Genomic DNA, 22817 nt, shown 5'->3' with positions numbered 1-22817 from the left:
ATTTATGAGGAGATATAAATTGAAGAATCAATACAATACGCTTGCCATCTTGACAGCGTTACTTATATGCGGTGCTGTTGGCATGTTTAACGAAACCTCTCTAAATATAGCATTGACTAATTTAATGGAAGTGTTCCAAATTTTGGCTGCGACCGCACAGTGGTTAACAACTGGTTTTATGTTGACTCTTGGCATTTTAATGCCAATGAGTGGATTACTGTTGCAGATGTTTTCGACGAGGAAGCTGTTCGCAGGTTCGGTCATTAGTTTAATTGTAGGTACATTGATTGCGGCGCTCGCATTCAATTTTGAAATGTTGATGTTCGCCAGAGTTTTGCAAGCGATAGGGATGGGATTGTTACTTCCACTCATATTTAATACTGTTCTTGTTATATATCCACCGGAAAAGCGGGGGGCGGCAATGGGATTGGTCTCACTTGTTATCATGGTCGCACCAGCTTCTGGACCGACAATAGGCGGTCTGTTAATAGAATATTTTACATGGCATTACATCTTTTGGATATCGTTACCACTTTTGGTTATAGGGTTTTTGATAGGGCTTAAGTATTTGAAAAACGTTACTGATGTCACTAAGCCTCGGATTGATCTACTATCTGTTTTATTGTCAACGATTGGCTTCGGAGGAGTTGTCTTTGGCTTCAGTAAGGCAGGCGAAGGATCTGAAGGTTGGAGTAGCATGGTTGTGATCATATCAATCGCCATCGGGCTCGTCGCACTGTTATTTTTCATACTGCGACAGAATATGAGCAACCCAATGTTGAATCTGCGCGTTTTCAAGTATCCAATGTACGTTATTGGGATGCTTCTTATCATGTCATGTATGTTGATCAGTATGTCGAGCACGATTATACTTCCGATGTTTCTGCAAACTGGTAAAGAACTGTCTGTGTTAATCACGGGACTCATGCTTTTGCCGGGTAGTGTACTAAGCGGTCTCATCCAACCATATGTGGGGCGTTTATTCGATAAATATGGACCAAAATGGCTTGTTATTCCCGGGCTCGTTATCCTTACAGCCATGTTATGGTTCTTTACAACGATATCCGTTACCTCTACAGTGGCATTTATCATTGCTTTGCATATCGGGCTCACGATTGGGATAGCCTTAATTTGGACGCCAGCTCAAACGAACGGGCTAAATCAATTACCGCCGGAATTATATCCGCACGGCACTGCAGTCATGAACACACTGCAGCAGGTTGGAGGCGCGATTGGAACAGCAGTTGCAATCAGTATCCTTACTGGCGGTATGGAGAAATATTTGCATGGCTCCTCCGCCCCGTCCAAGCAGACTGAAATTGCAAACGCGATGACGGCTGGAGCTCAAAATGTGTTCTTGTTTACGATGATTATCGCATTGATTGGCTTGGTTATGGCAATCTTCATCCGTCGCGTCGTAGTGAATGGCGAGACGATGAAATCCATACATTGATATACACGATGGCAACCGATGAGACGATCGCTAAGTTCAAATAAAATATAGAATGGAGAAATGAAAATGAATGTTGGAATTATAGGTGCAGGACCAATCGCTTCGAACATCGCAAAAAAACTTGTTGGGAGTGGACATGATGTTAAAATTGCAGATGCTCGTGGGATTGAACGGCTAGAAGGAAAAGTACTTGCAGCAACACCCGTAAGTGTAGAGGATGTAATTACAAATATTGATGTTCTAGTAATATCTATTCCTTTCCATGCACTGCCAAGCATTCGCAACATTATTGATAAAGTTGGGGAGGAAGTCGTCATTGTTGACACTTCAAATTATTATCCTCAATTGAGCGGTAAAATCGAAGAAGTTGAGAACGGGATGGTTGAAAGTGTTTGGGTATCCAAACATTTAGGAAAACCCATCATTAAAGCATTCAACAATTTCTTAGCCTATACGTTAGAGCATCATGGAACTCCCGAGGGGACGAATGGACGCATTGCTATAGCGGTTGCTGGGGATAACCTATCCCATAAACAAATCATTATGGGTGTAGCAAACGATCTAGGCTTCGATGCCGTAGATGGTGGTTCTTTAAACGATTCATGGAGACAACAGCCTGGAACTCCTGCATACTGCACAGAACTCACCATAGAGGAATTAACTATAGCTTTAACTAAAGCTAATAAAGAAAAAGCGCCAGTTCTGCGTGATAAGGTGATGGAAAAGCTGGTAGCTTCAGGAGGTACATTTTCAATTCATGATGTTATTGAAACAAATAGAGAAGTATTCAATTCATAATATATTAATCTCTGTACCTTCAACTAACGTGGAACGGAATTGGGGGAAAGGAAACCAATGAGACTGCCACAAATTATACCGGTGGCTTATCACGTTATAAGGCAGCATAGTTAAATAACAACTGCTCTAAAATGTGGTAATGAATTTTCTAGAAAAAAAGTCGTAACAAAGAAAATAAGGTATTGAAATGTACCCTTTGTAAAGGACAATTATTAAAAGGTCAGGCAACTTGAATAAGCTGCTGTCTGTATTTTGCAGGCGGCAGCTTATTTAGATTCCACTGACCACGATAATGATTGTAATAGATTATATAGTCTTTAATTTCTTGTCTAAACTCGTCTAACGTTTCACAAATATTGATTCTCGTTTCATCTTTAAAATGACCAAAGAAGGATTCTTGCCGGGCATTATCCCAACAATTCCCTCTACGTGACATCGATTGACCTAACTTCATTTTCTTTACCATCTTTTGAAATTTCGGATTCGTATAGTGCACACCTTGATCGGAATGAATAATAGCATCTTTGGTTAAATGACGGTGTTTTAACTTCAATTTTTGGAGCGTGTTGATTGCAATATCTAATGTGATTTTATCGGATACTTCATAGGCTAAAATTTCATTGGTTTCGGCATCTTTTATGGTAGACAAATAGGCACGCTTGCCGTATCTATACGTTAAATAGGTAATGTCCGTTAATAATACTTTTCCTGCTACCCCTTGCTTAAACTGACGTTGTAGCAGGTTTGGACATGTTCGATGTTCCTTTGTTGCTTTCGCCATTCTTCGGTATGGATTGGCTTTTCGAATCGGACATAGGATTGAAAACTTTTTCATAATACGACGAATTCGTTTTAAGTTAAATACAATCTGATATTGATTTTCTAACGTCATTTTAATTTGACGTGCCCCTTTGTTGCGATGGCGGAAACGATAGGCTTTTAGAATGATCGCTCTCAATTTCATATCGGCTTCCTCACGCTTTATCCGATTGCGTACTGCCTCTTCTTTGAAATAACCATAATAGCCTGAACGTGATACGCCTGTGAGTTTACAAAGATAGCTAGCAAGACGTTTTAATTGATATTTCTCAATGATATGATAAATGAGTTGAAATTTCTGACTGGTACTTAATAGGATTTCTTTTTCATCATCTGCCTTTCTAGTTGATCGAGCTTTTTTAATAGTTCATTCTCCGCTTGTACTAATTTCATCTTCGCCTCTAAACGTGCATATTTCTCTTCGATGCTTAACTCACGCTCTAACGGGCGACCAGAACTGTGCTTACGTGTATCCTCTAATCCCGCTACTCCGTTATCCTTATAAGCTGCACGCCAACGACTAGAAGCCTTCCAGATGCGTGTCGTCCCTAACACTTCTGCATCAAACCCAGCTTCTTCAAAAATTTGAGAGGGGAGTTTCCCTTGCTCATTTTCATGAGTAAATAACTGCTTAAATGCGTCCGTATACGTAATTGCTTTTTCGCTAACTCTTTTTACATGAGGATTCTGTCTTAATTGTTCCTGTTGTTGTTTTGTAAATAATTGTTTGCTCATATACATCCGCTCCGATTGTTGTTTTTTTCATTATAAACAAAAAAAGACCCAATAAGATGACCTTTTTCAAGTGTCCATCTTATTGGGTACATTTTAGTGTCTAACAATTGGGGTGCACTTCAGAGGAATTGACCTGCTTTTTTATATTTTATTGACTATGTAACAATTTCCGCAGCTCTGGCAGCTCCTCGAAATAGCCGTGCCGTTCAAGCTCTAAGAGTGCCTTGCGAATGCTGTTTTCGTCCTCGCCAGATTGATCGGAAAGGTCCAGAAGCTCTGAAATGGTAATGCTTGGATTCTCCTTACAGTAGGTAAGCAGCCCCTTAGCAGCCCAGGATAGGCGGTCATCCTGGAACTCTCCAATCATCTTACGGAACAATTTATGTGGAATAAGCTTCTCTTCTATCAGCGCCTGCATTGATTTGACCGCTTGCTTCGCCGACATGCGCCCTTTCTTCGCAATCTCTTCGATCGTTAGCGAAGCAGCATCAGACGTGCTGGAGCTAAGGACGATATAAGTCATTTGGGCATAAATATCAAGGTTCGGCTTGAAGAATATTTCAGTGGATACGGTAAAATTTCGAAGTTCGTTTGGTGATGTTTCTGTTGTCATGTTGTTATTCTCCTCTCCAGTTGTTCTTTATCATCATAAAGGTTCGTTTAAATTGTTTCAAATTAGTCTACATTAAAAATTTATAACTATATTCATTCAGATAGTATTTTCATCATAGCTCAGCCGGTTTTTAGCATATTCTCCTGCTTATTGCTCGGTATGTTACGATAACGACCTAAGCTTGTTTACAGCGAAATATTATAGTATAACGAACGATAGATAAACTCATTAGAAGGTAGAGGGCCTCGATATGAAACATATCTATCTGATTGGCGGTACGATGGGCGTTGGTAAAACAACGACCTGCCAAATGCTAAAGAACAAATTGAACAACAGCGTGTTTCTTGACGGGGACTGGTGCTGGGATATGAATCCATTTCAAGTGACCGAAGAAACCAAAGAGATGGTTATGCAAAATATATGCTTTCTTTTGAATAACTTTATCAAGTGCTCGGCTTTTAACCATATTGTGTTTTGCTGGGTTATGCATGAGCAAGCCATTGTTGACGACATTATTTCACGTCTTGATACAGATTGCTGCAAGGTTCATCCCATATCCTTAGTTTGTAGTAGGGATGCATTAACTAAGCGACTGATGAAGGATGTAGCTGCCGGACATCGTACGGAAGATATAATATTAAGAAGCTTAGCGCGCATTCCGCTATATGAAAAACTGAATACAACGAAAGTGGATGTGTCGAGCATCACAGCAGAGCAAGCAGCGGACGTTATTATTCAGCGATTTTCAACTTGATGTGTTCACGACTAAAACCATACTGAAGCCGAGCAGATGCAGGATGATATCCCGACGTTTGCTTGGCTTTCTGTTTTCAGTTCAAATGTTCCAACACATCTAAAAATGCACTTGCACTTGACGTAACGTCAAGTGATATCGTTCATACTGAAAGGGAGTGAACAGTAAATGATGATGGAGAAAAAATACTCTATTGGGGAATTTGCAAAGCTGACAGGAATCACGGAGCGCACATTACGTCACTATGATCAAATTGGGCTGTTGAAGCCTTCGGAGTACACGGAGCATGGGCATCGGAAGTATGACGATAGCTCCATTGCCGAGCTTCAAAAAATATTAGTGCTAAAATTTTTAGATGTGCCACTGCTGGAAATTTCCGAGCATCTTAAGCTGTCTCAGCAAGATCTATCGAGCAAACTGGACATTCAGGCAAAGCTGCTGGAAGAAAAACGAAAACAGATTGACTCGGTGCTAGAAATCATTGCCCGCGTGCAAAGAACTGCTACGGGCCAGGAAGCAATCGACCATGACTCTCTGCTTGTGCTTATTCATGCCTTAAAAAATGAGGATGCACGTAATCGCTGGTTACGTGAGCATGAGGCAGTTTCGGCATTGAATAAGATCCACGCAAGCAACGTGCAGCTTGAAGCCGATAAGGAAATGACCATATGGACGAGTACAATGAAGCGATACATTCAAGAGGGAAAAGCACCGAGTGACCCTAAAGTGCTTGACCATGCCGAAGCGATGGTATCCACGATGAAGCCTATTGTTGAGCCTAACCCATATTTATTTCCTTCTGCCTTTAATAAGGAAGAAGAGAAATTTATGGAGCAGGTCATTGAGGAGCTAATTCAGCGTAAGATTACCCGTCATCAGCGTGAACAGAGGAATAGCTAAGTATGGGCATTGAGGTTATTGACTAACCTATAAGCTATATAAGTAGGCACAGTTAGCCGAGCCAAAGTTTCAGGTTAATCATCTCCTGAATTCGGCTCGGCTTTCATTACTTAATGGACAAAATTAATGTTAAATATATATTTCTTATCACATATACATTAAAAAAGTAAAATATATATTACATTTTTAATGTATATGTGATATTATGAAACGAAGAGGTGAAAGGGACATTGGTCGAGATAACGATTCGTAATCGAGTAAAATTAGTAAGAATTGAGCAAGGCAAATACAATCAGGGGGAATTAGCCAAACTTATTGGCTTAACAAGACAAACGATGAATTTGATAGAAGCACAGAACTATAATCCCTCAATCAAGGTGTGCTTGCTTATCTCTAAGTATCTCGAAGCCCCAGTGGATCATTTGTTTTGGATGGAGGAATAAGTACATGAAGCTGCTTTATTATATACCTGCAGTTCTACTACTAGTAGTCATTGTATTTGTGAATACAGGCTGGGTTAAAGCTACGTTAGGCTGTATTCTGGCATGCTGTGTTCTAATAGCTAAGTTTATGAGATATAAAAACAATGACGAGATCGAAGTAGATGAACGAGTGAAGACGAACATTCATTACTACTCATTTGGCTTCATTGTAGTCATGAATAGTTTATTAGCCTGCTACTTCTTTCTAATCTCCAATGATAATATGGACTCGTTTATGACGCCTGATTATTTACTGATTTACTTAGCAATATCCATTGTTGTACCTTTATACATTATTCCAAGTATCGCCAAAAGATTATAAGGAGAGGAGGATATAAGATGGAGAATAATCTTTGGATTGTTGGTCTAGTTTTTATTGTGCTGGGGCTGATTATAGGAGTAGGGAAGCAAACATGGCTATTAGCTGGCTTTAATGAAAAAAGAGTTAAAAATAAGACGTTACTAGCGAATTTAGTTGGAGGATATATCACTGTTATTGGAATTTTATTTTTAATTTCGAGCTTCTACACGTTCCTATCAGAACAGATACTGGTCGGTGCGCTAGTAATCGGTTTGTTTATTTTAATTATCTTCACAAATATTAAGCTTGTAGATAAGGAATAAAGTATGAACTAGCATGCTAGCATGATTGCTAGAATCTATAGAGGAGAGTGATGAATGTGAGAAACATGAAAAAATTGAAGAAATCTTTAGCGATTACGATGCTTACTAGTGTGCTTGTCGCATCTACTGTTCTAGGGAGTCCTTATTCCGTTCATGCTAAGGAAAAAAACGACTTAGTGCCATTGCGGTCAGTTGCTGAGGCGCTAGGGGCGAAGGTTTCTTGGGATCAACAGAAGCAAGAGATAACGGTAGAACGAGGTAGTGATGTCATTGTTCTGACAGCTGGTCAAGAACAGGCCATTGTTAATGGCACTAGTCTTAAGCTTGATGAAAAGCCTATTGTTCAATCGAACCGTTCTTATATTTCGCTCCATACGATAAATAAATTGTTAACTAATCAAGTGGAATGGGACGAAGAGACTGGAAGTATTTTGTTTTCCAATCAAAATTACGAGATCAATGCCACTCAATTTGTACATAAGTTGTTTTCCGGCAATGCAAGTGGAATTACCAATATAATGAGTCAAGCACTTAAGAACACTATCCCTCAAGATGCCATGTGGTCCTCTATTGGTCAACAATATGCTTTACTTGCAGGAAAACCAGTGATGCTTAAAGACCTTTCTATGGAATATAATGATGTACACATTAATGCGGTGATGAGCTATGAAACGACGAATGCTCCTCTGAATATTATCGTTCGTTTTGATCAAGATGGTTATGTTGACGATCTTTCCATAGATATTGCAGCTAGTGTATCTCCTTATACTAAGCCAGACTATGATACTGGTAATTATATAGAAGAAGAAGTAGTTATCGGAGAAGGTTCGTTTGCTGTACCTGGTACGTTCACTGTTCCTAAAGGAGAAGGACCATTCCCTGTCGTTATATTAGTTCATGGTTCAGGTCCTCATGATCGTGATTCTACGATATCTGGTACGAAAGTATTTAAAGATTTGGCAGTGGGCTTAGCTTCGAGAAATATTGCGGTTCTTCGTTACGAAAAGGTTACGAAGGAGCACACCTTCAAGGTTTCTGGACAGCCACAATTTACATTGAAAAATGAATCCGTTGATGATGTTTATCATGCAATGGAATGGCTGCAGCAACGTGGGGAAGTAGATAAAGATAAGCTATACGTTGCTGGGCATAGCCAAGGTGGCTTTGTTATGCCAAAGATTATAGAGCAAGACGAGGGGAATGATATTACTGGTGCGATCCTAATATCGGCTCCTAGCAGTACATTTATCGATGCACTAGTTGAACAGCAGAAAGTCGTTATCGATAAAATGAAAACGTTAGGTTTGCCACAAGAGGTCGTTTCATCGCAAGAGCAGAATGCAGTGATGATGGAGCAGATTAAAGCCATGCTATTAGACCCAGCGTATTCCAAGGATAATATGCCGAGTACGTTCCCAATGTCCCCAGCATATTGGTGGTATGAGCAGCGCGACTATGTGCCTGCGGGAGTAATGAAAGATATGAATAAACCTCTACTCGTGTTACAAGGAGAAAATGATTGGCAAGTTTCTATGGAGCAGTTTGAGGGATGGAAAACAGCGCTAGAGGACCACAGTGACACAACCTTCATCTCCTATCCAGCTATGAATCATTTACTAACAGACTATGAGGGTGTGTCCATCGGATTAGAGTATAGTACACCAGCTAACGTAAGTAAGAAGCTGATTACCGATATTGCTGATTGGATATTGAAAAGATAAGGAAAATGATCGGTCGCTACACTAAGAAGTATTCAATATAAATGAAGCCGAGCGAATGTCAGGATATCATCCTCATATTCGCTCGGCTTTTCTATTGTAACTACTATTGCTTCACCAAGCTAAAAGTTGGTACAAGCCGTTTTACTCTGCAAATTTTTGATAGAGTCGCAGCAGTGTGACAATCGTTTGCTCGTGAGAGTATTTCCCTTTCGGATCAAACAATGTATCGGACACGCCGCCCATTATGGACAGCTTAGCTGCTTGATTAACGGATGATATTGCCCAGCTAGCAATTTTTCCCTGATCTGCAAAAGCAGCTTGAGCAGCGGGCTGTAATTCTCCACCTAGATACTTATACACGTTAAGCAGAAGCGTTGCTGCTTGCTCACGCGTAATGACGTTATCAGGTGAGAATTTTCCTTGACCAGTTCCATTAATAATGCCTTGTTCGTATGCCCATATGATGCCAGAGTCTGTGCTGCGCACATCAGTAAATGGTGATTTTACATCATAATAATCATCAATATTCAGTTGTGGATTCAGCGCCTTAAGCATTCCGACAACATAATGGACAAATTCCTCTTGAGTTACTGGTGTCGTCAGGTCTTGATAATAAGGACTATTATTTAGGATTCCATGTTCATTAGCTTGGATAATACTTGAACTCGCCCATCCGCTAGTCTTGCTATAGGCTGAATCATTTACGTTAACGGTAACCATACTATTCGCGGCAGGCAAATAATTATCTACCGTTATATAGACATACCCAGGCTTATGTGCTGTCACGACGCCACTGCGATCAACGGAGGCTATGCTTGGATCACTTGAAGTGAATCTCGTTGCATTTCCATGTACAGGGAGCTTCAACTGCTGTCCGCTCAGCGCATAGCGCGTAGCATTGTTTTTGAAGGAAGACTGCAGCGAGAACATTTCTGTTGTATAAGAGAGTGAGGTTTTTTCACCGGATACAGTATATAGATTTTGGATGGTAACCTCGAAAGCATCCCCATCTGTATATGCTCCAATATCCTTCGGACGGAAAATAATAGCGAAGTTAATGCCGTATCCGCCAGTATTAACCTGGAAGAAATCTCCCTGCTCGTCTTGATTGCTTGCATTGAGTGTCCATGTTTTGTTATCGCGTGCTCTATGAATGGTGACATATATATCATCTGTTTGATTTGTACTGTACATGCTCGTATTCAATGAAACGGACCACGGATCAGCAGCAGTCAGCACGTCTGTTGGAAACAGACCTGCTGATGGCCAAGCGATATATTGATAATCTACTTCATCCTCATCTCGTTCGCGGTCGAAAGCATACATCGTTGAATAAAATCTGTATCTGGATGAAGGATCATACGCCAAGCCGAACATTGTTTTCTTCATGTCAGGATTCAGTATCCAGCGTCGATGCCCGACGGAATAGAGATTGCTTCCTGAATTATCGGCCATATAGCCGTAAAACACAGTGTTGTACAATGAGCTGCGTCCTGCTGATAGATTACTAGAAGAGGCGGACGTGCGACCGAGCTCAAAGAAATCATCAGCCATATCAGAAGGCTTAGTCGGATAATGGGTAATCGTGCCAAGCTCAGCCATTAGCACAGCGCCTGCTTGCTGCTGTTCAGCTAAGGAATAATCCAGTGTGACATCATCAGGCAACCCAGCCAGATAACGCGCAAAATTAGTTGCGTTTACTGCATCCTGAAGCACTTGTTCCTTTAATTGACCCGCGCTGTAAGGAGCGGAGTACTTAGGCTCAACCTCAAATAATTGATCACTATTGAATGCTTGCGGCAAATATTGTTGCCATTTTTTATAAATATCTTGCTCCGTTCGCGTGTTCACTTGTTCATGTACACGATGTGTTGCGGCGAATGTGGTGTAAGAAAGTGATGCTAGTAAGCTAGCAGAAACGATGACTGCAGTTGCTAGTTTAGTCGCTTTTTTAATAGCTATAGGCCAATTCAATGCTATCACTCCAATGATATAAGTAATAAATATAGTTCGATTCTATCATAAATGGTAATATTATGTTGAAGAATGTAAGTATAAATCGTAATAAAAGCATGGTTGTTGCCTACCGCTAGAATGGAGCTTTACTTATGAATAGACAGCTATTAATTACGACATTCCTACTAGTTTTCCTATTACTTAGCGGATGCAGTGCTAACGGATCGTTGATGAAAGAGACAACGTATGCTTCGGAAGGGATAGAATTAAGAGAATATATAAACTCGGGTGAGTATGTTTATACTCCAGCAAACTATGCACTAACGAATACGGTAGAGATAGAAGAGGATGAAGATGCGACACGTATTAATTATGAGTTATACCTTTCTGACCCGGTCGTTGAGATGAAAGATGTCATAATGTCCTTTCACCTTAACGAGAAAATGATGGACTACTTAGATGCGAGTCATGTTCATACATCCAACGTGCTAAATGAGTATTCCTTTGACATCATACCTAATGGAGAGCCTAAAGGTGCCTATCTTGGCAGATCGTTTGTTCTAGCAAGGGACAGCGTTGACCGATATCTACTAAGCGTATATCAAGACATCTATATTAAGATCACATACACGTTGAATGGTAAACGAATGGAGGAGTTTTACCGGATGGAGGCTGCACCAACAAAAGAGACGATGCAATATATTGAAAAGTTTATGCAATAAGAGAGAATGTCTTCACCTTCAGGCTGATCACGTCAAAACGCGCCCGGTTCACTACCGAGGCGCGTTTTGACATTCGATCTATGGAGGGCTTGCCAGATGTTCTTAATGCCAATCAACCTAATTGTTCATGATCTTATCTGTATAAGTTTGGACAAGATAACCATAATACTACTGTAAATTCAATCCAAACGTACAGAGGAGTAGATACATAATGAAAAAAATGGTTGTGCTGCTGTTAGCCGTAGCGATTGTATTTAGCTTAAATTCTGCACTAGCTACAACAGAAGTGAAGGCAGCTGAGAAGCGGGAGGACATCTGTCTAAGTCCTGCATTCGTAAAGCTGAAAGGTGATATGGAGAAGGCTTGGATTGATCATACGATATGGACAAGAAGCTATATTGTCAGTGCGATCTCTGATCGACCGGATCAGCAATATGTGCTAGAGCGACTATTACGGAATCAACAGGATATAGGGAATATCATTAAGCCGTTTTACGGAGAAGCTGCTGGTAATAAGCTTGCTGAGCTTTTAACCGAACATATTGAGATTGCAGGCCACATCGTAGCTGCTGCCAAAGCAGGCAATCAGGCAGAGGTTAAGAAGCAACAGACCCAGTGGCATCGTAACGCAGATGATATAGCTAAATTTTTGAGCGATGCTAATCCAAACTGGCCGTTCAAGGAGATGCAGGACATGCTGTATACGCATCTTCAATTAATTACCGAAATCGTTCTTGCCTGTCTGAATGGAGACTGGCAGAGGGACATTGAAGCAACAGATCAAAACGAAATCCATATGCTCCATCTGGCGAATATTTTAGCAGAGGGCATCTACAAACAGTTTCCAGAGAAGTTCTAACGCATACTCACGACAATGTCATCGGCGCACTCTTATTTGTTAGCATCAGCTAGCATTAGGAGCTGCCGGTGACATTTTTTATTTTTTGCTTACTCAATAGGGGATAAAAGAAGGAAATACATGACATTCAAGCGAAAAGTAGAAGGCAGAGATTGAAAAAAATGGGGGAGAAACATGAAGGATCAATTGATTCAGATGGAGAAAGAAGAGCAAGAGCTTAGATTCAGCGCATTCACGAATGAAACGGCACTACAGGTTGGACTTGCAATAATCGACGAAGCAAGAAGTCTAGGTAAAAGCATTACTGTAGAAATTTATCGCCAAGGGCAACGGTTGTTTGCTCATGCGATGGCGGGAACTACAGTAGAAAATGAGGATTGGATTCGTCGTAAAAATAATGTGGTTCGGCATTATGGACAGAGCTCGTGGCGTGTTGCTTTACAAGCTCGTCAGGAAGGAACAACGATAGAGGAACGTGATGGATTGCCCCTTTCTGACTATGTCGGAGCGGGTGGCGGATTTCCGCTTCATGTGGAAGGTGAAGGAATGATCGGTACGATTACTGTATCTGGACTGCCTGATCAGGAGGACCATGATCTATTGATTTCCGCTTTAAGACGATATCTGAAGCTGTAATGTAACGAGCAGAATAATAAATTAAGCTGTAACAAGCCAACAAGCCGATGAATTATTCAAGTTTAACCTTGATCATTCATCGGCTTATTTTATTCGTTGCGCTATAAGCGACGGCGCTCAACGAGGTTAATCCCTACTCCGAAGAAAATAACAGCCATCAACAGCAGCTTGGCAAGCGGCAAGTAGATGTCCGTCCAGCCCTGCTCATATATCGAGACGCCGATTAGAGCATCTAGCGCATGCTGAAGTGGCAAGAACTGGCCAATGAACAGCAGCACGTCGTTCGTAATCGTACCTGGCGGCATATAGGCACCGCTAATGAGCGGCATAATCGGTACGATAGAGGTGAATATTGCACCGAATTGCTCCGGTGTCCTTAATATTCCTGTAAATAGCATGCTCATAGCAACGATGGTCATCGTGTAAAGCACAACGATCATGGCTAGCATCCCGAAGCTATGCCCAAGACTAAAACCAAATAAGTACTTAGCGAGTAAGAAAACCATTGTGATTTGAACGATACCAATCAGCGTACTGTAGGTTAGATGGCCCAGATACATCTCTGTCTTCGTCAATGGAGACAGGATGACACGGTTCCAGATGCCGGATATTTTCTCGGCAGTCATAGCGTTAACTCTGAACCCCACAGTAAGCATAGCAAGGAACAGAGAAAAGCCAAATAGCAGCTGTAATCTCATATCGTAGCTTCGCAGCTCACTGCCTGAAGAGGTGGAAGACTGAAGCTTCAGAGGTGGTTGTTCCATATACGTTTTCATCGCTTCACGGAATTCCAGTTCATCTTCGGCGTGTGATGCTGCGGCCATGATTCGAAATTCCTCATGATAAACGGCTTGCATATGCTGCTGGACGAGCTCGACATTCGTGCTCTCCATTACAGCGATAATACGATAGTCGTCCTTCAATAATCTAACCGCCATATCCGAGCGCCCTTGGCGCACATCAGCCAAAGATTCTTCTTCGGCTCGCAAGCTAAAGATGAAGGCCCCGCTTTCATTAAGGCGATCAATCCAGCGCTCAGCCTCTTCTACAGTCACACCTTCTCCTCGAAAGGTATCAATTTTTAATTTGATATCCATATTGGATCCGAAGAGTAGAGCTGCGGCAATGCTGATGCTAATAAAGATGAGAACCATATAAGGGGAACGTTTCTCCTTCATCCATTGTGCTAGAAAAACTGGAACCATTTAGATTCGCCCCCTTTTTGGAAATGTCCATACGCTCAGTGCGATAATCGCTATAATGAACGCGGACAGACCTAGCATGCCATTGATCGCGGCCTCCCATGATTCCTGCTGAATCCATTGAATCATGGTCGATAACCAAAGGCCGTTTGGTGTCCATTCCCATAGCTGTTGAACCGCGTCGGGTAAAATATAGATAGGGGCAAAGTTCCCGCCGATAACGCCGATAATCAATAATAATGCTTGAATGATTGCATTGGCCGTATTCGCATTCATCCGGAACATCGCGGCAGTGAACAATCCCCCCAGCGCTGCGACAATCAGACACATCATCATCATTAATAGGGAAAAGCCAAGCCAGAACTCAAGTGAATATCCAGGAAACAAGTCGAGCACGAAATGACAGATGAGGATCACCAGTGTCAGCTGCAGCAAGGACATCATCAAGGTTGCAACAATTTTTCCTGCTAGATACGTTAGTGGGTGGCTGCCCGACAGTAATATACGCTGGAACACATGCTCTCTCTTCTCTGTAATCGCTTTGTTTGCTGAGTTAGCAGCTACATACATGGCAAACATAGCGCCAACCGCGAGCGTGAAATATTGGAATGAGGTTAGCACACGTACACCTTCAATCGTCTCCACGCCGCCTATAGAAGGTAGAACGGCCTCCTGATTTAACGTAACTGCAGAATGAGTGCCAGCATGTGCAATGGCCGAACTTGCATTGAATTGCTGAGTGAAGCCTTCAATGATGCCTTGAAGAACACCAACCTCGATGGAAGGATCGTCAGACGTCAGGCTTATCGCCGCACCGTTCCCCTCGTCAAGCAGTGTCTTATTCAAGATGTGCAGCGTGAAGTCTTCAGGTAAGGTTACGATGGCTTGAATCTCTCCGGATTGCAAACGGCGGAGCGCTGCTTCCTCATCCAGCTCAACCCACTCGACCATGCTGACAATCTGGTCACTTTTCAGCATATCGTTCAGCAAGCTAACAGGTGGTGAAAGTGCTGCAAGCTCAAATAATACAGCGGCCTCTTCATCTGGTAGACCTCTGCTCTTAAGAGAGCTTTGGAATTGCTCAAGGCCTGCAGCTTCGTTGTCATGAACGACCATGGCCGCTTTTAATTGGAGTGTGCTTGTAGGATTCTCAATCCAGTTCGGTAATAAAAGCCCCAGCACGACAATTAGAATGAGGGGAATGACTAGTGAGAATATATTTTGCTTTCGATCACGCCAGTAAACGAGCACATCCTTTTTCAGAAAAGCTCTCATCGATATCCCACTCCTTTAATCGCGTAAGGTCCGACCGGTAAGATGAAGAAATACATCTTCAAGACTTGGTGTATGCACATGCATGTTGATCAATTGTACGCTGTGACGTTCCGCGCTCTGAACGATAGAGCTGAGCACTCGACTCTGCTTAGCTATAATGAGCTTCAGTCCCTGATCCGTCCGCTCAACCTGTCTGACCGGATCTAATGAGCGGATCTCTTCAATAAAAGCATCATCATAAGCATCGAGCTGCAGCAGGATCGTATCTTCACTGGACAAGATGCGTCCGAGTTCTTCTTTCGTACCGGAGGCAATGACCTTACCATGGTCCATGATATACATGCGCTTGCATAGCTGCTCAACCTCCTCCATGTAGTGGCTCGTGTACAAGACTGTCGTGCCTTTCTCAAGATTTAGATATCTAACTGTATCCAAAATATGATTCCGTGATTGAGGATCAATCCCAACGGTTGGTTCATCCATAATAACGATTTGCGGATTGTGTAGCAGAGCGGCAGCGATATTGATGCGGCGTTTCATGCCACCAGAGAAGGTTTTGATGAGCTCCTTCTGTCGTTCACGTAGGCCGACAATCTCCAGCACCTCCTGAATTTTGCTCTCTAGTGCTGTTTTTTTTAGCTTATAAATTCGTCCGAAAAATTGTAAATTTTCATATGCGCTAAGCTCCTCGTAAAGAGCGATTTCTTGCGGCACGACGCCTAGCACCCTACGTATATCCTGCGGATGCTTAATAACGCTCTTTCCACGCAGCAATACATCTCCATGCGTTGGGGCGAGCAAGGACGAAATCATAGAGATCGTCGTTGATTTACCTGCTCCGTTAGGTCCAAGCAAGCCAACCGATTCGCCTTGATCAAGATACAAGCTTACACCGTCTACCACCGTCTTACCCTTGAAGCTTTTACTCAGCTCGACCGTTTCCAGCATGCTTAATGCCTCCTTGTTGTTGGCGTTCTTCTTATTTCGAATCCTGTTCGATGTTTATGAGTTAAGTGTACAGACAAAAAGACAGTGCTCCCACTGTCCTCCGTCATTACTTTTATGTAGAACCATGACTCTGGTCACGGTCGATCAAACTAGATTGTGCCGGATAGCGTAGATCGCTAGCTGCGTTCGATCTCTGAGCTCCAGCTTTTCCATGACCTGGCTAACGTTATTCTTCACTGTTCCGATCGATAGCCCAAGCTGATCGGCAATTTCCCGGTTACTGCGTCCCTCTCCAATTAGACGAAGGATCGAAAGCTCACGCGGGGTGATGGACTTGTCGACCTCGTGCTCCTGCTCATCCTTGAGCAGCCGTGGAATAATTTTCGCAGCAACATCGTCCTGCAGCGCCATCCCGACCGATAAGCAGCTATGGATAGCGCGAATTAGTGCTGACGGCTCCGCGTCCTTAAGCATGTAGCCGCTCGCTCCGCTCTTGAGTGCCTCAAGCGCATATTCATCATCGTTGAAGGTGGTAAGAATGAGCACTTTGCTGCTCGGCCAGCGGGAGCGAATAATGCGTGTTGCCTCCAGTCCGTCCATCTCAGGCATACGAATATCCATCACGATAATATCGAAGGAATGGGATTCACACAGTGCTACCGCCTCTTTCCCATTGGAGGCTTCACCGCTTACACGCAGACCTTCATCTGTTTCGATCATCATTTTCAAGCCTTGCCTCACCATAGCTTGGTCTTCAACGAGCAATATTTTAATCATAACGTTTCACCACCTTCCTTCAGGATTGGCATAACGCCGCGTATTACGAAGGAATCTGGGTAAGCGACTACTTCTAGTGTTCCTCCGGCTTCCTCGATCCGCTCCCGCATGGAACGCAGACCGAAGCCTTCGCGCACAACCACTTTATTCTTTAGGCGATTCACGACCTCGAATCGAAAGATCCCGCCCCCAGGTGCTTCGAACGTAATAAAAGCTTCCTTAGACTCACTGTGCTTCATCAGATTAGTAAGCGCCTCTTGTACCGCTCGGTAGACAGCGAACGATTGCGAGGCGCTCAGTGGAGCGGAAAGGGCTCCGTGCTGAACAGTAAAGTGAACCCGCATGAACTGTTCGGCTTCCAGCTTGCGAATCATGTTAAGAATAGCGGTAAGACCGCCTGTTTCTGGCTGCTTTAAGGACTTCACGGCGCTCCTTGTTTCCTCAAGACTTTCTCTAGCCAGCTCTTTAAGTTCGGTGACTCGAGGGGCAAGCTGTTCATCCGCTTGCATACGCAGCACCTCAAGCTGCATCAGCAGCGCCGTCAGCTTATGCCCGACCGAATCATGTATATCTCTAGCAATCTGTGTCCGTTCTTCCTGACGTGCCGCTTTTTCATTGGTAACGATACGCCGTTTCATCGCGCGATATTCACTGAGCAGCACATCATTGCGTAGATCGGTCGCTTCCATATTAGTCTTAGCGTGGCTGTATACAGCCAGACCGGTGGCATGTATGGCCGCAAGCAGAATAGCAAACATAGGAGGAAAGGAAGGGTAACCGAACCAGCTAGGAGCAAGAAGATTACTAAGTAATGCAATTCCCACGATGACTGCGTGAATAGGGGGAAGGCGATAGATGGCCTTTCCCGCAAGCAAGGAATAGATTAGTAGTACATATAAAGAATGCTCACCCGTATACTCTAGCTGTAATGCGACCGTAGCCAGGATGGAAGCGCCGATTAATGTGGAGGTCAGCCATACTGGACGATTGCGCAGCAGCGGGGCGATGAAATATAGCATAAAAAATAGTGCGGCAACAACAAGTCGCCAAGGCTTCAACGCTTCCTCGACAGGCAAGCTTAGCCAGGCACATAGCCAGGCTGCTACCATGAACAAGAGCCAAATCCAGTATGAGCGCATGAGCCCGCCTCCTTCCGTACCGTACTTGCTTTAACTAGGTAAATTATAGTGTAACTTCCATAAGTGTGGCAATGCATGGCATTTACCTCAAATGAAAACATAGCAAACGATATCAAAAATCCAAACTACTCCTTTGTTAATGTAATAGTAAGAACACGTATTAAAGGAGTGTATATAGTAACTATGTCAAAATCCAAAAAAGAAACCTATGGAATCATCGTAGGCGTAATCGTCGTAATCTCGGTCATGGCACTTAAGTTTTTGGCAGGCAACACCATCGTTGGCTTTGTTAAGGGTTTGTTTAACCTAGGATAATGGTTGGATGTTAGATAGATGCTTGGCTTCGATATAAGCCTTAAATAAGACTATGAAGTCATTACGATCGGCTACTGATTAATCTGATTTCTTTCCAGCAGCGTCCATAGCTCTTTAGCCAATTGCTGTGCGGGGACCGGCATGTGGTTCACTATCCACCATTCGATGATGCCTACAATGGCTGATGCCATGAATTGGACGAGAATATCCTTGTTCATCCCTTTATTGATATCACTCATATTGATCTGCTCATGTATGCCCTTCACCATGAGATCAAGCATTCGATCGCGAAAGGAAGGCATGCCTTTGTTGTTCAACATGCAAGAATAGAACATGAAATGCTCCTCAAAATATTGCGTAGTCGTTAGTATGGAATCGAATGTAGGGTAATGTGTCTGATCATGCTCCTTCGCAGCACAAACTCGCATTAACTCGGCGAATTGCTCCTCAATACACTTGTCTAACAGGTCAAACTTATCTAAGTAATGTAGATAGAATGTACCCCGATTGAGGTTAGCCCTTTCCGATATGAGATGAACGGTAATATCCTTGAAGTCTTTTTCAGCCATGAGCTCGAAGAAGGCTTTTTTTATCGCTTCCTGTGACTTTAATACTCGACGATCCACTGTCATCGTTACGGCCTCCCTATTTAGATGAACATTTATGTAGAATGTGTTGATTAATGAACATTTCGAGCAGTATTAACGATTGCTCTCTTCCAAATTAATCCATACAATTTCATTGTAATAGACAGTTGTTGATTATTCAACAAATGATCATAAATTAAGGAGGCTATCCAAATGAGAGCGATAACGATACAAGAATACGGAAATCCAGATGTGCTGAGAGGTGAGCAAGTGGCTGTGCCAAGCTATAACGACAATCAGGTGCTTGTTGAACTGTATGCAACGTCCGTCAATCCGGTTGACTGCAATATTCGGGCAGGTGTTATGCAGGAGGTATTTCCAGTGCATAGCTTTCCTCATATTCTAGGACTAGATCTTGCAGGCGTTGTGAAGGAGGTCGGTACTGCGGTAACGCAATTTAAGCAAGGAGATCGAGTATTCGGCTTAGGGAGTACGGGGACTTATGCGGAATATGCAGTTGCTGAGGAGGATCAATTAGCCAAGCTTTCCTCTACGATCACTTTTCAGGAAGCGGGGGCATTACCCGCAGTCGCGCTGACAGCCTGGCACTCATTATTCCATTATGGTGAGCTAAAGGAAGGTCAGCGAGTGCTGATCCATGGCGGAGCAGGTGGGGTAGGCCATGTTGCAATTCAAATGGCCAAGCGCGCAGGAGCTTATGTGATGACAACAGCAAGGGCAAGTAATCATGAATTTGTTCGCAGCTTAGGTGCGGACGAGGTTATTGATTACACGTCTGTTGATTTTTCAGAAGCAGCTCGTGACGTGGATATCGTTTTTGATTTTATTATGGGAATAGATCAACAGAAAAACAGCAACGTGCTGAAGCAAGGCGGCAGAATCGTATCGATTGTAACACCATCTATTGAAGATATAGTCAAAGCCTATGGAGTAGAAGGTAAATTTGTCGTCGTGAATCCGAAGCGAGAAGAGCTGGAGCAGATCGAAGGGTGGCTGCAAGAGCAAAGCCTAAAATCCTATATTAATGAAGCATATCCACTAGCTGAAGAAGCTCTGCGAATGGCTCATACGCGAATTGAAACAAAGCATACGAGAGGGAAGCTAGTGATACAAATTCGAGAATAAAATGGGTAGTAAGTAAGATGCAGAATAGAGGAAGAGACTAAAAAAGAAGAAGAGACGTCATGTCTTCTTCTTCTTGGCCGCAAGATAAAGCGCATATTCAATAGGATATGTGAATGCTGCATAATTATAAGAGGGATATGGATTTGGGAGGGTATTGACTTCAAATACCCAAGGATGACCGTGCTCATCGACGCCGATGTCGATGCCCAAATCTCCCATATGATACCCTGCATGATCGAATGCACGGCAAATCATTAGCCCAACCTTTATAATGGATTCTTTCATATATGACTCATCTGTTTCACCTTGATGCTGAGGAAACTTATTATCCAGATAATCAATTTCAAGAGTCATGTTAAGCTGATGACTAAGATGACTTTCATTCGTGGCGACGCGTAGCAGAATATCAGACACTACCCATTGTCCAGAACCGTCTCTATTCATATGCAACCGGATATCGGTTGCGTTATCTTCAACTTTCATCGTGGGAATAAACTGTTGAACGATATAGTCATCATCAGATCGCTTATCCAATAAAAACTTCCACAAGCTGTTATAAGAAGTGAAAATTTTCTTGTTCATTCCTTTCGAACTCCAATAATAGGCCTCGATCTCATTATCCTCCTCCAGCCGTACACGAATAATCCCTTTGCCACCGTAGGCGTACACTGCATTAATAGGTTTTAGAATAACATCTCGATAGCGATCTAGTGCTTTTTGCACGCTGGTTAAATCCTTCAATTTTCGTGTGTATGGAAGATAAGCTTGTAGCTCTGTATCGGCGAAGAGAAGCTTCGAGCATTGCCATTTGTCACATATGAAGTTGTTGAAGACCTTTCGGCCTATGGCCTTCTCCAGTTTTTTTAGCATACGTGGATGGACATATGTTTGTACATAAATAGCAGCAGGGAGTGGATAGACTCCCTTCACACGATGAATTTTTTTACCTTTCTTCTTCAAGTATTCTCCTTTTACTCTCTTACGCTTCAAGTCTAGGTCCTTCATTCGAAATGCAATCAGCTCAGCATTCCCCGAATATAATTTGAGCCGTTCTTTGACATAGGCTCTGAACTTTCGTTTCTCATTAGAAACACATACTCCGATTAACAAGGTGTGATCACCTCCAATACAATCACCTCACGTTTATTCTTGATGCTATTAATATATTCATCGTTTGTGAATCGGACAGGTACATATGGTAGTTAGTGGATCATTTTATTGGGAGTTTAATAGAATGGATTGGATTTGACAGGGGTTTTAATTGTAACTATAATTGTTACAGATTATAAAAAAAGGTTAGTAACTTGATCATAGCAGTTTATGTATACAGGGGAGGTATAACGATGGCGGATGAAAAGCAAAATGATGTCATAAAACCATCTAAAGATACTGTTTCTAAAGACAACGGTTCTACTATAAAAGCTAAAGATCTAAACCGTATTCAAGTATTAAAAAATATAGATGGAGCTGCAGGCTTCGTCTGTGATATTAATACTGGAATATGTGGACCAATCACCCAAGGGAAAGAGGAAAAAGAATGAAAATTACGATATGGTCTGATTTTGTATGTCCGTTCTGTTACATTGGAGAAGCACATTTAGCAAAGGCTTTAGAGAGCTTTGAACATGCCGAAAACGTTGAAATCGAATATAAAAGCTTTTTGCTATCACCAGATGCCGAGTACGTTCCAGGTGAGGCGTATTACGAATCATTTTCTAACCTTAAAGGCATTCCTGTTGAACAAACGAAGGCGATGCTACAGCAGGTTACGGATATGGCCAAAGCATCAGGCGTTGACATTAATTACGATATCGCAAAGTTTGCTAGCACGGCTGACGCACATCACGTATTCCAATATGCAAAAGAGCAGGGAAAAGGTAATGAGTTTTTTGATCGTTTATACGCTGCTCATTTTGCAGAGGGTGAGGTTTTAAGTGATCCAGAAGCTATTGTCCGCTTGGCTGAAGAGGTAGGACTTGCTGGAGAGAAAGTTCGCGGCATCATAGCAGGGAAAGAGTATGCCGAGAAGGTGAGTAAGGATATCGCCGAATCACGACAGATTGGTGTGCAAGGTGTGCCTTTCTTTGTGTTTAACGACAAGTATGCTGTTTCTGGCGCACAGCCGGTTCCATATTTTAGCCAGGTTTTGGATACGGTGTGGGAAGAAGAAAAGGCCGAGCAATAAGGCTAGAAACCACTGTAAGACTAAAGCATTGAATAAATAAAGGATATACGCATTACAGCCTCAGCCTTGCAGGTTTTGAAACCTGCTTGCTGGGGCTTTTTCATATGCACAGCAGCCATTAAAAAGCACTTGGCAGAGTGACACCATAGGCCGTTGCTTCAACCCCCGTTC

25 protein-coding genes are annotated in these 22817 nt (G+C 42.6%); 15 read left to right on the top strand and 10 right to left on the bottom strand.

All coding sequences use genetic code 11. From position 1 onward, the window contains the following. The first annotated feature begins 4 nt into the window (after positions 1-4). Complete coding sequence (locus M3180_RS16540; RefSeq protein WP_251669537.1) at positions 5-1453, top strand: DHA2 family efflux MFS transporter permease subunit; 1449 nt, start codon at positions 5-7, stop codon at positions 1451-1453. Between the two features lie 66 nt (positions 1454-1519). Further along, positions 1520-2251, top strand: coding sequence for an NADPH-dependent F420 reductase (locus M3180_RS16535; protein WP_251669535.1), 732 nt, complete (start codon positions 1520-1522; stop codon positions 2249-2251). Positions 2252-2471: 220 nt separating this feature from the next. Here the strand turns inward: M3180_RS16535 and M3180_RS16530 are convergent. Both M3180_RS16530 and M3180_RS16525 read right to left on the bottom strand, forming a co-directional pair. After that, positions 2472-3805 (bottom strand): IS3 family transposase gene (locus tag M3180_RS16530; RefSeq protein WP_251669533.1). Its coding sequence is split into 2 segments (ribosomal slippage): positions 2472-3421 and positions 3421-3805, totalling 1335 coding nucleotides; the frame shifts between segments, so codons are not numbered across the junction. A gap of 148 nt (positions 3806-3953) precedes the next feature. Continuing rightward, entirely contained in the window at positions 3954-4418 is a 465-nt protein-coding gene (locus M3180_RS16525; RefSeq protein WP_251669531.1) for a hypothetical protein, read from the bottom strand. 250 nt (positions 4419-4668) lie between these two features. Between M3180_RS16525 and M3180_RS16520 the strand changes: the two genes are divergently transcribed. The 6 genes from M3180_RS16520 (at position 4669) to M3180_RS16495 (ending at position 8899) form a co-directional block, all read left to right on the top strand. Next, a complete protein-coding gene (locus M3180_RS16520; protein WP_251669530.1) occupies positions 4669-5172 on the top strand; it encodes an AAA family ATPase in 504 nt (167 codons plus the stop codon). A 168-nt stretch (positions 5173-5340) separates the two neighbouring features. Then, positions 5341-6072: a MerR family transcriptional regulator gene (locus tag M3180_RS16515; protein WP_251669529.1), complete on the top strand. Its 732-nt coding sequence runs from the start codon at positions 5341-5343 to the stop codon at positions 6070-6072. 230 nt (positions 6073-6302) lie between these two features. Continuing rightward, positions 6303-6515, top strand: a complete 213-nt coding sequence (locus tag M3180_RS16510) for a helix-turn-helix transcriptional regulator (RefSeq protein ID WP_251669528.1) — start codon at positions 6303-6305, stop codon at positions 6513-6515. A 4-nt stretch (positions 6516-6519) separates the two neighbouring features. Then, positions 6520-6876, top strand: coding sequence for a hypothetical protein (locus tag M3180_RS16505; protein ID WP_251669526.1), 357 nt, complete (start codon positions 6520-6522; stop codon positions 6874-6876). A 17-nt stretch (positions 6877-6893) separates the two neighbouring features. Then, positions 6894-7178: a DUF3784 domain-containing protein gene (locus M3180_RS16500; RefSeq protein ID WP_251669524.1), complete on the top strand. Its 285-nt coding sequence runs from the start codon at positions 6894-6896 to the stop codon at positions 7176-7178. Between the two features lie 65 nt (positions 7179-7243). Then, positions 7244-8899, top strand: coding sequence for an alpha/beta hydrolase family protein (locus M3180_RS16495; RefSeq protein ID WP_251669614.1), 1656 nt, complete (start codon positions 7244-7246; stop codon positions 8897-8899). Positions 8900-9040: 141 nt separating this feature from the next. On the opposite strand, the gene M3180_RS16490 is transcribed toward M3180_RS16495, so the two are convergent. Beyond that, positions 9041-10873: an S-layer homology domain-containing protein gene (locus M3180_RS16490; RefSeq protein WP_251669521.1), complete on the bottom strand. Its 1833-nt coding sequence runs from the start codon at positions 10871-10873 to the stop codon at positions 9041-9043. Between the two features lie 134 nt (positions 10874-11007). Between M3180_RS16490 and M3180_RS16485 the strand changes: the two genes are divergently transcribed. The 3 genes from M3180_RS16485 to M3180_RS16475 all read left to right on the top strand — a co-directional run bounded on the left by M3180_RS16485 (position 11008) and on the right by M3180_RS16475 (position 13072). Further along, on the top strand, positions 11008-11577 hold the full coding sequence (locus M3180_RS16485; RefSeq protein WP_251669519.1) for a hypothetical protein: 570 nt from the start codon (positions 11008-11010) through the stop codon (positions 11575-11577). A gap of 211 nt (positions 11578-11788) precedes the next feature. Continuing rightward, on the top strand, positions 11789-12436 hold the full coding sequence (locus M3180_RS16480; RefSeq protein WP_251669518.1) for a glycosyltransferase: 648 nt from the start codon (positions 11789-11791) through the stop codon (positions 12434-12436). Positions 12437-12610: 174 nt separating this feature from the next. Continuing rightward, positions 12611-13072: a heme-degrading domain-containing protein gene (locus M3180_RS16475; RefSeq protein WP_251669515.1), complete on the top strand. Its 462-nt coding sequence runs from the start codon at positions 12611-12613 to the stop codon at positions 13070-13072. Between the two features lie 101 nt (positions 13073-13173). Here the strand turns inward: M3180_RS16475 and M3180_RS16470 are convergent, their stop codons facing one another. The 5 genes from M3180_RS16470 to M3180_RS16450 form a co-directional block, all read right to left on the bottom strand. After that, positions 13174-14277 carry an ABC transporter permease gene (locus M3180_RS16470; protein WP_251669513.1) on the bottom strand — a complete coding sequence of 368 codons (1104 nt, stop codon included), beginning with the start codon at positions 14275-14277 and terminating at the stop codon, positions 13174-13176. Beyond that, the gene (locus tag M3180_RS16465; RefSeq protein WP_251669511.1) at positions 14278-15549 is read right to left on the bottom strand and encodes an ABC transporter permease; all 1272 of its coding nucleotides are present in this window, start codon (positions 15547-15549) and stop codon (positions 14278-14280) included. It lies immediately after the preceding gene. A 15-nt stretch (positions 15550-15564) separates the two neighbouring features. Then, the gene (locus tag M3180_RS16460) at positions 15565-16497 is read right to left on the bottom strand and encodes an ABC transporter ATP-binding protein (RefSeq protein ID WP_251669509.1); all 933 of its coding nucleotides are present in this window, start codon (positions 16495-16497) and stop codon (positions 15565-15567) included. A 144-nt stretch (positions 16498-16641) separates the two neighbouring features. Next, the gene (locus M3180_RS16455) at positions 16642-17274 is read right to left on the bottom strand and encodes a response regulator (protein ID WP_251669508.1); all 633 of its coding nucleotides are present in this window, start codon (positions 17272-17274) and stop codon (positions 16642-16644) included. Beyond that, entirely contained in the window at positions 17271-18413 is a 1143-nt protein-coding gene (locus M3180_RS16450) for a sensor histidine kinase (RefSeq protein ID WP_251669505.1), read from the bottom strand. Before M3180_RS16450 ends, M3180_RS16455 begins: the two co-directional genes overlap by 4 nt. A gap of 183 nt (positions 18414-18596) precedes the next feature. On the opposite strand from M3180_RS16450, the gene M3180_RS22785 reads away from it, so the two are divergent. After that, a complete protein-coding gene (locus tag M3180_RS22785) occupies positions 18597-18728 on the top strand; it encodes a hypothetical protein (RefSeq protein WP_285855764.1) in 132 nt (43 codons plus the stop codon). Positions 18729-18799: 71 nt separating this feature from the next. Here M3180_RS22785 and M3180_RS16445 read toward each other — a convergent pair whose 3' ends face one another. Continuing rightward, a complete protein-coding gene (locus M3180_RS16445; protein ID WP_251669503.1) occupies positions 18800-19360 on the bottom strand; it encodes a TetR/AcrR family transcriptional regulator in 561 nt (186 codons plus the stop codon). 168 nt (positions 19361-19528) lie between these two features. Here M3180_RS16445 and M3180_RS16440 point away from each other — a divergent pair, with 168 nt between their 5' ends. Continuing rightward, positions 19529-20461 (top strand): NADP-dependent oxidoreductase, encoded by a 933-nt coding sequence (locus tag M3180_RS16440; RefSeq protein ID WP_251669501.1) that lies wholly within the window; start codon positions 19529-19531, stop codon positions 20459-20461. 57 nt (positions 20462-20518) lie between these two features. Here the strand turns inward: M3180_RS16440 and M3180_RS16435 are convergent, their stop codons facing one another. Next, positions 20519-21451, bottom strand: coding sequence for a YheC/YheD family protein (locus M3180_RS16435; RefSeq protein WP_251669499.1), 933 nt, complete (start codon positions 21449-21451; stop codon positions 20519-20521). A 353-nt stretch (positions 21452-21804) separates the two neighbouring features. On the opposite strand from M3180_RS16435, the gene M3180_RS16430 reads away from it, so the two are divergent. Both M3180_RS16430 and M3180_RS16425 read left to right on the top strand, forming a co-directional pair. Further along, the gene (locus M3180_RS16430; RefSeq protein ID WP_251669497.1) at positions 21805-22002 is read left to right on the top strand and encodes a hypothetical protein; all 198 of its coding nucleotides are present in this window, start codon (positions 21805-21807) and stop codon (positions 22000-22002) included. Further along, entirely contained in the window at positions 21999-22646 is a 648-nt protein-coding gene (locus M3180_RS16425; RefSeq protein WP_251669494.1) for a DsbA family oxidoreductase, read from the top strand. The genes M3180_RS16430 and M3180_RS16425 overlap by 4 nt, the downstream gene beginning before the upstream one ends. Positions 22647-22817 lie beyond the last annotated feature (171 nt).

Source organism: Paenibacillus camelliae (assembly GCF_023715345.1).
Lineage (GTDB): Bacteria > Bacillota > Bacilli > Paenibacillales > Paenibacillaceae > Pristimantibacillus > Pristimantibacillus camelliae.
Note: the sequence above shows the minus strand (reverse complement) of the source record. Positions and strands in the feature narration are given on the sequence as shown.